Origin of the sequence: Methylocaldum sp. RMAD-M, assembly GCF_017832375.1 — a bacterium.
Classification (GTDB): Bacteria; Pseudomonadota; Gammaproteobacteria; order Methylococcales; family Methylococcaceae; genus Methylocaldum.
The window spans coordinates 83811-97280 of record NZ_JAFIBZ010000010.1 but is presented as its reverse complement, the minus strand read 5'-3'; the positions used below and the strand labels follow the sequence as shown (position 1 = coordinate 97280).

The following is a 13470-nucleotide window of genomic DNA, read 5'->3' as shown; positions in this document are numbered from 1 at the left end:
GGTTCGTAGTCGAACATTCCCATAGAGGCGTAGTCGAATTAACCACAGTGCTGTCATAGTGACAGCAATGAGTTCTTGTGGCAATTGGCGCGTTATTTCCGAATGCACGGTTATTAACCCTGCCTCTAAATTAGGCCGGGTTAATCCGGGGCAGGGATGCCCAGGCGCGGCGACAAGCCGCGTAAGCCCAGGCCGGGCGTGTGCCGGGCCTGGGCGGCGGCCCGAAATACCAGAAGGGTATTTACGGGCCTGATTAATGGATTCGAAGCTTTGTTGGAGGGTTGAAGGTCAGGCCGGGTTGTTGTTTGTTGTCGAGTCGATGTCATTATGACGACATTGGCCGGTGTTTCTTTGAAATGTTTTTTGAATTCAATCACCTGCGTTGTGGCATTAGGGTTGCTAAGGATGGGGCACGGGTGCCCGGCGCATCGGACATGTCTACGTCGGAAAGCGACGAATAGCTTGTTCGAAGCGATGTCCGGGTTCTTTATCTCGCACTGGATTCCATGGGACTGGGGTACCTCCCAAATATGAAACGTTATAGCTTGTTGCTGTTTTTGCTGGTTGCACTGAACGCTTGTCTCGCTCCTCCGATCAAGCCGCCTGCCGACCGGTCGGGCAGCTTGCAGTCGATCCTCGTGATTCCGGTGGAACCGCCGCCCCTCGAAGTAATGCCGGACCTCATCGAATCCCGGCTGCCCATTTATCGGCAAAACGATACCGTTCCTTACGATCTGTTTCTGGAAAGGAAGATTTACCGGAATCCCGGCGGAGTACTGATCGCCGGACTGGTAAGCCACAATGATATCGTGCCGGAACCGTCTCTCCCGCGAATCGCGTCCGTGGCAGACAATCCTGAGCTGGCTCCGGTCGCCTCGCTGGCGGAGAACTGGGCCCCCACGCTGGTGTTGGCGCGGGAAGCGGCCGAGATGTTGACCGCCGGGGGATTCAAAGCCGTTTCCGCCGAGCAGTACTACCCGTTGCCGATCGCCCCCGGCAACCGCACCGCAAATCTCGCCTACTGGCATAACGCCATCCGGCAGTGGTACAACGGCGACACCTCGTCCGTCGATTATCGGTCCCACGCCAAAGAGCGGGTGGATGCCGTGCTGGAGGTGGGAATCGGGACCTACAGGATTTTCGAGTCGCAGACGCCCTTGCAGGTGCTGGTCAAGCTGATTGACCCCGCCACCGGGCACGTCATCGGAAGAGCCGATGCCGATGCGTATCCGGTGGCCGGAGCGGCACCCAATCTTCTCGACCACGAAGCGGAAAAGTTCAAGCAGCTCGTGACCGATGTCGGCGCGAAGCTCGTTCGCCGCGGCTTGGCCGACTTGGGGCTGCCGGCGCCGCGGCAAGCCCGGTCCGATCAGCAGAGCATCGAAGCCGCTTCGGCGGCTATGGCGAGCAGTCGCTCCGAATGACAAGGGCGGCTGCGCTTCATGCTCATCGCCTGCCCTCTGGAAAAGGCGGCGCCGGCCGATGGCCGCTGCGCCGCCCGGCTGACTGCGGTCAAGGCGTCGATTAGGTGACCGTTTTCTTCCCCAGACGCCTTCGCGGCTGGCGCTTCACTCTGTTCAACATCGCGCTCGGCTTGGGGCACATGGTCGTGCTTTTCAACGCCGGCTCTTATATCGCGCTGATGCCGCATGTCGCGGGCGACCTGGGAGGAGTATCGCCGAGCCTCGGCACCTGGGCCCAGACCGATTTCATGATCGCTCTGGCCTTGGCGTTTCCCATCGCCCGCTGGCTGTCCGGGCGTTTCGGCGATTACCGCTTGTTCGCTACGGCCTTTGTGATCTATGCAGCGGCCTCTTATTTCTGCGCCATCAGCGAAACTTTGCGGCTGTTCCTGCCGGCGCGCATCGTTCTCGGCTTTGCCGGCGGCGTTACGCTGCCAATCGGACAAGCCCTGTTGCTGAAAGAGTATCCCGCTCGGCTCAAATCGGTGGGGCTTGGGATATGGGGGTTGTTCACCCTGATGCCGTTTACGATCGGATTTCCCATCGGCGGCTGGCTGGCCGACGAAATCGGGTGGCGTTATCTGTTTTATCTCAACATCCCCGTCGCCCTGGCCATTGCCGGCGTAACCGGTTCATTACTTTATGGGCGGGGATTCCAGCGGCGCTACACCCGTTTCGATTTCGCCGGCTTTATCCTGTTGGCTCTGATCTTCGGCGGCGTGCAAACCATTCTGAATATGGGCAACGATTTCGACTGGTTCGACTCGCCCTTTCTGCGCGGCGTACTGATCGCCGTTGTCGTAGCGCTGCCTTGTTTCGTCATCTGGGAACTGGGAGAGCGGCACCCTGCGATGGACATCCGGCTGTTTACCCATCGCAACTTCACGATTGGCATCATTTGCCTTGTCCTAGGTTTCTTGGCGATCCAGGGACTGCTGTCGCTGTTCATCGTCCAGCTCCAATTGCTGCTGGGATACTCGTCATTTCTTGCCGGCCTCTTGTTCCTGGTGATGATCTTTTTGGCGGCGCCGGCGATCGCCGTCATGCACGAGCTTATCAAGGGCGTCGATGCGCGGGTGTTCGCCTGCCTCAACCTGCTGGGCTTGGCGTTCACCCTGTCCTGGATCGGGCTCTTCGACGATCCGGGATCGTTCGATCAGATCGTTTGGCCCATGCTGCTCCTCGGCTTTTTTCTGGGTTCGTTCTTCACGCCGCTGACCGCCATCGCCCTTCACGGGCTGACGCCGAGCCAAATGATGCGCGCCGCGGAAGAGGCAGCAGCGCTGAGAATCGCCGCGGGTGCGCTCGGCATTACCTTGCAGGGCGTCATGCTGTTTCGGCGCAGCCCCTTTCATCAGCTTCATCTGGCCGATCAATTCGGGGGGCGCCGGTTTCCGTCGCTGGACTTGCTGCCGCGGCTCTCGTCGCGTCTGGAGACTGCCGGCCTCGATCCCGGCATCGTACAGGGCAAGCTTCTGGCCCTCATCAGACAGCAGGCCGCCATTCTGGCGGTCAACGATGCCTTCTTGATGGCGGGATATCTCTTTCTCGGGCTGGCCGGGCTGGTGTGGCTGGCCCATCCCACTCACAGGCCGCTGCGTCCGAGTCCGGCGGAGGACCTGAGGGAAACCAAGGCCGAGGAACTGATGGAGCAACCATGAATCGCCGATCTGCCTATCGTCGCCTGATTGCTGGTCTTAGCGTCCTGTTTCTGATCGCAGGCTGCGCCTGGATTCCGTCCGGCGGGCAGCGTGCCGAATTTGCCGACGCCCCGGGCATTACCCAGAAACTGTCCGAAGCCCGCGACGGTGAGCTTCTGGGGGTACGGAATTCGTGGCCACAGGAGAGCTGGTGGCGGCAGTTCGGCAGCTCCGAGCTGAACCACCTGATGGACATGGCGCTCAAGGATAACCCAGGTCTCAAGGTGGCTGCCGCCCGGCTGCGCGAGGCGGAAGGCTTTGCCCGCGTGGAGGGGGCGAGACTGCTGCCGTTCCTGGATGCGGAGGCGGAGGTCGCAACGGCGCGGTTTTCCGAGTACAGCTTCAATGTCGCCCTTAGGGGAGCGCATACCGTCTCGGCGTTGATCAATCCCTTGAGCCTCCGCTACGAATTCGATTTCTGGGGAAAAAATCGGGCGGCATTGGAGGCGGCTCTGGGCGAAGCGGCAGCCGAAGACGCGGAACAGGCCGAAGTCAGGCTGCAATTGACCGCCGCGATAGCGAGGTGTTACTTCCGAGGGGTCGCGCTGCGGCAGCAGCTCGATCTCGCTGATGACATGGTGGAATTGCGGCGTAATTTGCTCCAACTGGCCGAAACGCGTTACGAGCTGGGGCTGGACTCCGCGGATCCGGTCAAACAGGCCGAATCCGAGCTGGAAGCGACCGGCAAGCGCCGAGCCATTACCCGCGACTACCTGGACTTGCAGCGGAACTTGCTTGCCCGCTTGATCGGCCGCGGTCCTGATGCGACACAGCACCTGTTTAATCGCAGCGTGACGCTGCCCGAAAAAATTCCGCTGCCCACAAAGCTTCCGCTGGAACTGCTCGCCCACCGTCCGGACCTCGCTGCCGCACTGCACCGGGCCGAGGCGGCGGCGCAACGGATCAAGGTAGCCAGAGCCAGTTTTTACCCGACGGTCGATTTGACCGCGTTCGTCGGCTTGAACGCCCTTCGCATGACCAAGGGTGCGAGCTCCCTCGCCAATATCCTTTTTTCGGGTAACAGCTTCGCCTATGGCGTCGCGCCTGGCCTCAGGCTCCCCATCTTCGAAGGCGGGCGGCTGCGCGGCCAGCTGTCGGTGCAAAGGGCGGAATACGACGAAGCCGTGGAGCTCTACAACAAGACCCTGCTGCAAGCGGTGCAGGAAGTCGCCGACAGTCTCAGCAGTTGGCGCGACACCCGGGCCATCGTCGAAGCGCACAACCGCCTGCTGGCTTCGCAGCGGGAAGCCCTCGATCTGGCTCAAGAGCGGCTTCGCAGCGGCCTGGACGATCGCCGGACGATGCTGGCGCGCCGGCATTCCGTTCTGGATCAGGAATTCACGCTCAAGACCCTGGAAACCGATCAGCTCGTTGCCATGACCGATCTTATCGAGGCATTGGGCGGCGGATACGCCAACGGTCTCGACGACACCCGCCTCCGACCGATTTCAGATTGAGAGGGCTCCTGCCGAAACATGGACCAAGCCTAGGCGCTATTCTGTCGAGCCCAAAGACAGTCTCTTCCACTCGATTCAAAATAATTCCAAAAACTCGAACAGGCATCTATGAAGATTCATCCGAAGGCGATCCGCGCGCGGCGCAACCGTCGTCTTTTGCTGGTGGCGCTGGCCGTGCTCGCGTGCGCTCTGGCCGCGGCCATCTACTGGTGGGTGCATGGCCGTTTCCGGGTCGAGACCGACAATGCCTTCGTCGCCGGCAATCTGATTCCGGTCGAAGCGGATGCGACCGGCATCGTCACCCAGGTCCTGGCCGAAGAAACCCAGTTCGTGAACAAGGGCGACCTGCTGGTCCGGCTCGACGAACACCGCGCCCATGCCGCCCTGGGACAAAGCGAGGGTGACCTGGGGCGGACCGTGCGCGGGATCGGCGCGCTGTTCGCGACGCGCCAGCAACTCTGCCAGAAACTGGACGCGCGCTCGGCCCAGCTCGCACGGGTGCGCCACGACGTCATTCGCTTCCGTCAGGCGTTTCCCAGCGGTTCGGTTTCGGAGCAAGTCCTGCAAAACGCCGAGGATCAGATGACGGCCCTCGAAGCGGAACTGCGGGAGGTCGGCGCGGAACTCCAGTCCATCGAGGCGCGGGTCGGGGGAACCAGTCGCACCGAACACCCCGAAGTGGAGGCCGCCAAGCACCGCTTCGTCAACGCTTACCTCGATTTCGTCCGACAGCGCATCCGGGCGCCCGTTTCGGGTTATGTGGCGAAACGCAAAGCTCAGGTCGGGGATCGGGTCCATCCCGGAGATCCGCTGCTCATGGTGGTGCCGCTGGACCATCTCTGGGTGGAGGCGAACCTCCGGGAGACCGAGCTGCGCAAAGTGCGGCCCGGCCAGTCGGCCGAGGTGATCGTCGATCTGTACGGACGGCGCCGTGTCTATCACGGCACGGTCGAAGGCCTGGTGCCCGGCACCGGCAGCGTGTTCGCCCTGTTGCCGCCGGACAATGCGACCGGCAATTTCATCCACATCGTCCAGCGGGTGCCGGTGCGCATCGCCCTGCGCAAGGACGAGATCCTGAAACGGCCCATCCGCCCCGGATTGTCCACGGTGACGTCCATCCACATCGATGAACCCGGCCGGCCGCTGGACACCTCGCTAGCGGAAGTTACCGCTCCGGCGTATGAAACCGATATTTTCAGAGACGAGCTTGCCTCCGCGGAACTCAGGGCGCAGGAAATCATCACGGCCAACGTGGTGCCGCAAGACGATTCCTTGGAGTCTTCCTGCAGCCGGTCCGGCGCACCGCTTCATGCCACGCAAACCCCGCCTCGGCGGAGATAATCCTAGAAACGGCAGTTGACCGCTTGGATGGAGTAGAAACGCCTCATGGATTCTGACCGTCGTCCCTCCTACCGATTTCACCGCTTGGGTGAAGCCGCTACGTGCACTCGAGCACGCCCAACTGCCGTTTCCAGGATAATCGGAGCGGTAACTCATGGTGTTCCAGGCCGTTTCAACGGTGCCGCTCACCGAGGGTGGCGCGAAGGCGGGTGGGGTCAATGCCGCCGCCATGGCCCTTGATGCCCCGGCCGCCATCGTCGGCGATCGGGCTGTTCGCGATCTGCATCGATGCAAAACGCGCCGAAATGCCGTCTCCGCGATTACCGAAAACGCGAGTATTCGTGAGAACCAGCATTGGCGGACACTCCAAGCCCGTGGTATCGCTTATCGGAGAAATTCCGGTTTTGCCCTGTTGAAGCGTTACGTTGTACAGCATGACGCTGGGCGGTACCGAATAAAAGCCATCGCCGCATGCCACACGGAGCGATAGCAGATCGAAGACGGGCGTATTCGGGGCGTCCGAGAGTGTAATCGAATGGCCGTTGCCGTCTATCGTTATGCGCGTTTGAACACAGGGATCCGGGTAGTAACGGCAGTCGCTCGCCACCACGGGCAATGCTTCCGTCAGGACGACGTCGCCGGTGAGTTCGATGGTGTCGTCTTCGGAGCCCGCGGGACAGCCGCCGGTCCGGGTATTGAATATCGCCGCCGTAATGGCATCGGCCAGAGTGCAAGCCGTGCTTTTATCGCCGCTTCCGCCTACGGTAAAAACCGTCGCCTCGGCAGATTCGGCCGCCAAGGCGGAAGCTAGCGGCAATAAGACCCGTAGATATTGGCAAAGCGTTGAGCTGAAGATGAAAGCTGGCATGCCCTTTCCTCCTTGTTCGACATGAGTCGTGCACAATCCCGAGATCATCGGTAACTGCGGAAGTCTGCATTCGGCCTCTGATGCCTTCAATGTCATTTAACAATGTAGAAGGCGGCGGAATCGGCTCGCTCGGCCCGACTTGATCCCGAATATTGCCGCGCGGGACGGAGCTTTTGCGGGATCGAGAGACATGGAGTCCGCCAACGGAAGCATCGTCGTGAGCCGAAAAACGCTCATGCCCGTTAGGGCGGCTCGCCGGTCAGGCGTTCGGATAATGTTTTACGAAGTGTTTCGACCGGTTTTCGTACCCGTTCGCCATGTAGAAGCGGTGGGCGTCTGTGCGCAGGTCGCTGCTGGTCAACTCGACCCGGGTGCATCCCCGCCCGATGAAGAAGTCGTCCGCTGCGCGCAGCAATTCGGCGCCTATGCCTCGTCGTCGCATGCTTTGGTCGACCACGAGAGCGGAAATGCGTCCCCATTTTCCGATTTCGTGGAGCGGACTAACGACGTGCAGAACGATCGTTCCGACCACCTCCGCGCCGATTTCGCCCACCAGCGCCAGATCAGAATCCGATCCGTCATAGGCGAGGAGTCTAGCCCGAAGTTCGCCGACGTCGATAACGTAGCCCAGTTGCCGGAAAAGGCGGATCAGCCGTTCACAATCCGAGGATGCCGCGGGGCGCACCTTCATGAGCAGCCTCCCAGAGGAGAATCGGCTCCGGCTTCGTTCGGCATTACCGGCGCGGACGATCAAGCATCCCGGCTGAGATGCGCCAGCGCGTGCGCATGGGATTCCCAGTTTTGGCCGTCGAAGGGCTCGATGACCAGTTCCTTGGGCTTCGGACTAAGGCAGCGGACGTTCACGTCGTAGCCGTCCGGGTTCGATCTAGGGATATAGAAGGGCTTTATGCCGCAGGTCTTGCAGAACAGGTGCTTGGCGACGCCAGTGTTGAAGGTGTAGACAACGAGGTTCTCCTCACCCTTTATCAGCCTGAATTGCGATTTGGGGACGATGAGGTGCAGGAAGCCGGACTTGGAGCAAATCGAGCAATTGCAGTCCTGGCAGACAACGCGCTCGGGGGCCTCGACCTCGAATTGGACCGCTTCGCAATGGCAACTACCACGGTAGAGCATGGTTTCCGTCTCATGAAAAAGAATGCCGATATTGTGGACCGTCATGACCGACTGTAAGCGGCATGTGTTATTAACCCAGCCTATAAATATAGGCCGGGTTAATCCGGGGCAGGGATGCCCCGGCGCGGCGACAAGCCGCGTGAGCCCAGGCCGGGCGTGTACCGGCCTGGGCGGCGGCCCGAAATACCAGGAGGGTATTTACGGGCCTGATTAATAACGATCCGGAGGAACATGATAATGCTCGGGGCGATTGAAGCCTAGCGAGGCTATCGAGGACGCGAATGATGGCACGGCCAGGGGCACTTTCCGATTCCTACGCAACTCGCGATGTTCTTCCATAAGTACCGGCCGTTTCAATCCAAAAGCTCGTTCAGCCGCCGTTCGAGAAACCGCCGCTCCGGTTCCTGCCGTGTCAGGCTAAGCGCCCGCTCGTAAGCGGCGCGGGCTTCCGCCGTTCGTTCCAGCCGGCGGCACAGGTCGGCGCGAGCCGCATGCGCCAGGTGGTAGTCCTCTAAATCGCCTCGGGCGAGAATGCCGTCCACGAGCGTGAGGCCTGCCTCGGGCCCGTCGTACATCGCCACCGCCACGGCGCGGTTCAGTTCCACCACCGGCGACGGCTCGATTCGCAACAGCACGTTATATAGCCCGACGATCTGCGCCCAGTCGGTCTCGCCGGCGCTCGGCGCTTCGGCATGCACGGCCGCGATCGCCGCCTGCAGCGTGTACGGGCCGAACCGTCGCGACGACAGCGCCCGTTCCACCAGCGCCAGCCCTTGCGCAATCTGGTCCCGGTTCCAAAGCGCGCGGTCCTGCTCGTCCAGCAGTATCAGTTCGCCGCCGGGCGAGGTGCGCGCGGCACGGCGCGATTCGTGCAGCAGCATCAGCGCCAGGAGCCCCTGCGCTTCGGGTTCGGGCAGCAGTTCGATCAGCAACCGCCCGAGACGGATCGCTTCCTCCGAGAGATCGTGTCTTGTCAGCGAGCCGCCCAGCGAGGCGGAGTAGCCCTCGTTGAACACCAGATAAACAACACGCAGCACGGCGTCCAAGCGCTCCGGCAGATCTTCGCGTGTCGGCACCTGATAGGGAATGCGGGCGTCGCGGATTTTCGCCTTGGCGCGCACGATACGTTGAGCCAGTGTGGACGGGGCGGTGAGGAAAGCGCGAGCAATTTCTTCGGTGGTGAGGCCGCACACCTCGCGCAGCGTGAGCGCGACCTGCGCGTCCGGCGACAAGGCAGGATGGCAGCAGGTGAAAATCAGCCGCAGCCGGTCGTCTTCGACGCTCTCGTCGTCCCATGCCGCCGGATCGCCGAGCCCGTCCGCTACCCGTTCGGCGAGCGCCATCAGCGATGCCCCGCCGTTCCCGATATCCGCGGGGTCCCGTCCCTCCGAATCATCGGTGCCGAGCCGTTCGGCGGCATCCGGCGGCAAGTCGACGAACCGTGCACGCCGGCGCAGGTTGTCGATGGCCTTGAAGCGGCCGGTGGATACCAGCCAAGCCCGCGGATTGGCTGGCATGCCTTCCTGCGGCCATTGCTCCAGCGCCGCCCGAAAGGCATCGTGCAGCGCTTCTTCGGCGAGATCGAAGTCGCCGAGCAAACGCACCAGGGTAGCGAACACGCGGCGCGAATCGGAACGGTAGATGGCGTCTACCGTCTCACGCACCCGTTCTGCAGCGTTCTCGTTTGACGACGACATCTGTCGCTCTAGGCGTCGCTTTGCTTGAACATTGCCTCGGCACGCCTATTGATTTCCTCTGGGGTAAGCTCTTCCTTGCGGGTCGCGAGAAACCAGACGTGCCCAAAAGGATCTTCCAGCGTGCCGGTGCGGTCGCCGTAAAATTGGTCTTGCACCGGCCTGACGGCTTTCGCTCCGGCGTCGACGGCGCGGGTGAACAGAGTATCCACGTCTTCCACGTACACATGAAGACCGACCGACGAGCCGCCCAGCGCTTGCGGGCTGCGTAACGGACTCGCTTCGCACGAATCGGCCAGCATGACGGTCGAGTCGCCGATTCTGATCTCGGCGTGTCCGATTTCGCCGCCGGGCGCCACCAGACGAAAAAGCTCCACAGCGCCGAATGCCCGTTTGTAAAATTCGATGGCCTCGGCCGCACCCTTGATGCCCAGGTACGGTGTCACGCTGTGGTATCCGTCGGGGATCGCTTTAACCGTCATCTCCTTGCTCCTTCCAAGTAAAAGATCACTCACGACATGGGCGACCCAGCGCTCCGTGCGAACCGCTGGCATCGGTTTCCAAGCGCCTGTTATATCGCTTGATGGATATCTCGCGCCTAGAAAGTGGCGAGCCGACGCCGGGCGAACTCAATCCGCCGGCGCCGTCTCAGGCTTGGGACGCGTAACGGCAGCCGTTTCCGTCAAGGTGAGCGTATGTTGTCGTACGTCGGCGGGCCACTTCGCGACAGCCTGATGTAATCGGTCTTGATCGCCGGCAAACAAGGCCCGTATGGCTTCTTCGAAGCCGGGCTCGTTTCCGGCCATCGCATTCATGAATCGATACGCGGCTTCTCGCGCCTGACGGACTTGATCGTCCTGTCTGTTCGCGCGCATGGCCTGTTCGACGAGCTTTCGCAACGCCACGGAGGCGCCTCCGGGCTGGGAGGTCAGCCACTCCCAATGCCTGGGCAGCAAGGTGACTTCGCGGGCCGTGACACCGAGCTTCGGTCGTCCGGCGGTTCGCGGTGCGCTCGCCGAGGTGTCCGCGACCGGCTCGGTCTGGTTGCCCTGCGCGTGCGACAGCCGATCGAGAACCGCGGACACGGAGCCGCGGAGGTCCAGCTCTACGGGCGCGCTGGTGACGGCGTCGAAGATCAAGACGATGTCTTGGCTATCCGTATCGACGAAAGACTTCACCTTCGCGGCCACGTCACGGGGCGGACCCAGCGCGATGCGTTTGGCTCCTGCAAACGCGATCCATGTCGGTTGTGGATTAGTGTTCATAAGGCGACCTCGTTTGAAAATAACGAAGTCAATTTTATCCGGGTAAAAACTAATGTCAATATTACACGGGTAAAAGTCGTGCTTACGGGTGTTCGCCTTGGACCGCCCGACAATCCAACCTCGGTTGCCGGTCTGGTACAGGGGCGGCTTTGTTCACGACGCCTGATCTTCGCAAGTCGTCCATCGTTCCCGGGGGCGGGCGAGGAGCGGGGTGAACTGGCGGATCATCTCGGAGTCCTTGTATTTTTCCCGGACGGCGTCCGCATCCGCCCGATTTCGCCAGTTGGCGAGAGCGATGATATGTCCCGGATCATCCTGATCGATGAAAATCTGATGCGAGATGTAACCGTCGAAGCTTCGCATGTCCGACCACACTTGGCGCGTCAGCCGGAGCCCTTCTTGTTCCGTACCGGGTTTCAGCCAAGTATCCCAAATGACCGTGATCATCCTCTGATGTTGTCTATACAACGAAACTCGCACACCGCCCATCGACGTTAGGGGCGTGGTACCGGCGCCGAACTTGGCGGGAGTCCGTCACGCCGTACCGTCTCCTGTGGTCAGCCCGACAAAGCCAAGCGCGCTCAGCGTCTTGGAATCCTCCGCGATGGGCCGTATCTCGACGCATCCGATCTTGGCCCCGGGAATCCTCGAGGCGACCTCGATCGCCTCATCAATATCCTTGGCTTCGATGACGTAGTAACCGCCGAGCTGCTCCTTGGTTTCCGCGTAGGGTCCATCGGTCGCCGAGACTTTGCCGTTCCGCACCCGGATCGTGGTCGCGGCAGCGGGCGGAAGCAGCCGATTGCACCCGACGAAGTGGCCGCTTTTCCGGATACCGTCGGTAAACTCGCGGTACTCTTCCAGGTGCTTCTCCGCATCGGCTTCGGGCATTTGCTCCATCACCGTTTCGGCACAAATCAAACACAGGTACTTCATCACGTTTTCCTATTCAAAACTTACTCCGCCGCGTCGATGAAGCGACCGGGACGGCGGCTCTGCGCAACATTTACTTTTCCGCGATGGCTTTCAAGCTGGCGAGGCCGGCCTCGAAGTCCTTGCCGATCATCTTGTCCATGCTGATGAAGAGTCCTAGAAGTTTTGAAATGTAAGGGCTGGGGCCTTGCATGGACCAGGTGGTCCGGGTGACGTCGCCTTGCGGTTCTAGCGTGAACTCGACGATGTTGTGGGCTTCGAAAGGCTTGATGAAGTCGAGTTTCATGGTGATCTTGGAGGGGGGAAACGACTCCGTGATCTCGAGGCGTCCCTGGCCGATATCCGTGTTGCCGTCCCATTCGTACGCCGCGCCCTTGCCGTCGGCCGCGCCGGTATAAGTCCGTTTCATCGCCGGGTCCTTTTTTTCGAACGGCGACCACTCGTTCATCTTGCGCAAGTTATTAATAAGCATGAAGATTTTTTCCGGCGGCGCGTTGATGCTGGTCGAGCGCTGGACGCGGAAAGTGTTGGGTCTGGTCGCGGCATAGATGAGGACCGCGGCGATCAGAAGGGTAGCTACGACGGCAATGTTCTTGAACATAGATTTTTCCAGTGCGGTGTCGGACGCAAGAAGGGACTGTCAGGGACCCGGCGGGAGACGATACGCGGCTAGTTCTCCGTACCGATCCCGAGTTTGCGACAGCGTTCGATCGCCTCGCCCGGTTCGAAGTCGTCCAGCTCGAACAACTGGCGGACCTCGATCTCGCCTTCCCTGCCGTCACCGGCTGGATTAGGGAAGCGCTTGGTCCATTCCAACGCCTCTTCCTTGGATTTCACCCGGATAATGGTGTAGCCGGCGATCAACTCCTTGGTTTCGGCAAAGGGTCCGTCCACCACCGAACGCTTCTCGCCGGAGTACTCGATGCGCCAACCCTTCGCGCTCGGCTGGAGCCCGGAGCCATCGATCAGTGTGCCGGCTTTTGCCAGTTCCTCGTGGTATGCCGCCATCTCGGCAATGAGGTCCTCGGTCGGCATGACGCCCGCCTCGGAGTCTTTGGTGGCTTTGACGATGATCATGAATCGCATGGGTGTTTGTCCTGTTCAGTTTCAATTGAGGAGCTCGGCTTCCGGACGGCCTGGACCGGCGGAAGCCGAGCTCCTGGGTTGGCTCTATTCCGCACTCTCTACGATGATCATCCACGCCACGCCGAAACGGTCGGTGACCATGCCGAAGCACGGCGAAAAGAAGGTTTTGCCCAACGGCATCTGCACCTGTCCGCCTTCGGCCAGCGCGGCGAACAGGCGATCGGCCTCCGCTTCGTTCGGCGCCGAGAGCGATAGCGAAATGCCCTGGAAGTTCGGCTGCCCCTGGCAGAAACCGTCGGAAGCATGCACCGTACTCTCGCCGATACGGAAGCTCGAATGCATGACTTTTTCCTCGGCTCCGGGCGGGAGCGGGCACTGATGGGGCTCAGGGCTTTCCTTGAAACGCATCAGCATCATTACTTCGGCGCCGAGCGCGCGGCGGTAGAAATCGAGCGCCTCCTCGCAGCGGCCTTCGAAGAACAAATAGGGTTGGATATGCATGGTATCTCCTTTTCTCGGTTGAGGTATT

15 protein-coding genes are annotated in these 13470 nt (G+C 61.1%); 4 read left to right on the top strand and 11 right to left on the bottom strand.

The window, feature by feature from the left end; translation table 11 throughout:
- Window positions 1–530: 530 nt before the first annotated feature.
- The 4 genes from JOD69_RS12100 (at window position 531) to JOD69_RS12085 (ending at window position 5961) form a co-directional block, all read left to right on the top strand.
- Window positions 531–1424, top strand: coding sequence for a hypothetical protein (locus JOD69_RS12100; protein ID WP_086134019.1), 894 nt, complete (start codon window positions 531–533; stop codon window positions 1422–1424).
- Between the two features lie 104 nt (window positions 1425–1528).
- On the top strand, window positions 1529–3124 hold the full coding sequence (locus tag JOD69_RS12095; protein ID WP_077728680.1) for a DHA2 family efflux MFS transporter permease subunit: 1596 nt from the start codon (window positions 1529–1531) through the stop codon (window positions 3122–3124).
- Entirely contained in the window at window positions 3121–4620 is a 1500-nt protein-coding gene (locus JOD69_RS12090) for an efflux transporter outer membrane subunit (RefSeq protein WP_077728681.1), read from the top strand. Before JOD69_RS12095 ends, JOD69_RS12090 begins: the two co-directional genes overlap by 4 nt.
- 108 nt (window positions 4621–4728) lie before the next feature.
- Window positions 4729–5961, top strand: a complete 1233-nt coding sequence (locus tag JOD69_RS12085; protein WP_077728682.1) for an HlyD family efflux transporter periplasmic adaptor subunit — start codon at window positions 4729–4731, stop codon at window positions 5959–5961.
- A 172-nt stretch (window positions 5962–6133) separates the two neighbouring features.
- Here JOD69_RS12085 and JOD69_RS12080 read toward each other — a convergent pair whose 3' ends face one another.
- The 11 genes from JOD69_RS12080 to JOD69_RS12030 all read right to left on the bottom strand — a co-directional run bounded on the left by JOD69_RS12080 (window position 6134) and on the right by JOD69_RS12030 (window position 13442).
- On the bottom strand, window positions 6134–6829 hold the full coding sequence (locus JOD69_RS12080; protein ID WP_077728683.1) for a hypothetical protein: 696 nt from the start codon (window positions 6827–6829) through the stop codon (window positions 6134–6136).
- A gap of 259 nt (window positions 6830–7088) precedes the next feature.
- A complete protein-coding gene (locus JOD69_RS12075) occupies window positions 7089–7520 on the bottom strand; it encodes a GNAT family N-acetyltransferase (protein WP_086134020.1) in 432 nt (143 codons plus the stop codon).
- A gap of 59 nt (window positions 7521–7579) precedes the next feature.
- A complete protein-coding gene (locus JOD69_RS12070; RefSeq protein WP_240506931.1) occupies window positions 7580–8008 on the bottom strand; it encodes a GFA family protein in 429 nt (142 codons plus the stop codon).
- Between the two features lie 308 nt (window positions 8009–8316).
- Window positions 8317–9660 carry an RNA polymerase sigma factor gene (locus JOD69_RS12065; RefSeq protein ID WP_086134021.1) on the bottom strand — a complete coding sequence of 448 codons (1344 nt, stop codon included), beginning with the start codon at window positions 9658–9660 and terminating at the stop codon, window positions 8317–8319.
- An 8-nt stretch (window positions 9661–9668) separates the two neighbouring features.
- Window positions 9669–10139, bottom strand: coding sequence for a VOC family protein (locus JOD69_RS12060; RefSeq protein WP_086134022.1), 471 nt, complete (start codon window positions 10137–10139; stop codon window positions 9669–9671).
- Window positions 10140–10286: 147 nt separating this feature from the next.
- The gene (locus JOD69_RS12055) at window positions 10287–10922 is read right to left on the bottom strand and encodes a DUF2239 family protein (protein ID WP_077728687.1); all 636 of its coding nucleotides are present in this window, start codon (window positions 10920–10922) and stop codon (window positions 10287–10289) included.
- Between the two features lie 153 nt (window positions 10923–11075).
- On the bottom strand, window positions 11076–11369 hold the full coding sequence (locus JOD69_RS12050) for an antibiotic biosynthesis monooxygenase (RefSeq protein WP_086134023.1): 294 nt from the start codon (window positions 11367–11369) through the stop codon (window positions 11076–11078).
- Between the two features lie 87 nt (window positions 11370–11456).
- The gene (locus tag JOD69_RS12045; RefSeq protein ID WP_086134024.1) at window positions 11457–11858 is read right to left on the bottom strand and encodes a YciI family protein; all 402 of its coding nucleotides are present in this window, start codon (window positions 11856–11858) and stop codon (window positions 11457–11459) included.
- A gap of 70 nt (window positions 11859–11928) precedes the next feature.
- Complete coding sequence (locus JOD69_RS12040; protein WP_086134025.1) at window positions 11929–12456, bottom strand: SRPBCC family protein; 528 nt, start codon at window positions 12454–12456, stop codon at window positions 11929–11931.
- Between the two features lie 68 nt (window positions 12457–12524).
- Window positions 12525–12941: a YciI family protein gene (locus tag JOD69_RS12035; protein ID WP_086134026.1), complete on the bottom strand. Its 417-nt coding sequence runs from the start codon at window positions 12939–12941 to the stop codon at window positions 12525–12527.
- Window positions 12942–13025: 84 nt separating this feature from the next.
- Window positions 13026–13442, bottom strand: a complete 417-nt coding sequence (locus JOD69_RS12030; protein ID WP_086134027.1) for a VOC family protein — start codon at window positions 13440–13442, stop codon at window positions 13026–13028.
- Window positions 13443–13470 lie beyond the last annotated feature (28 nt).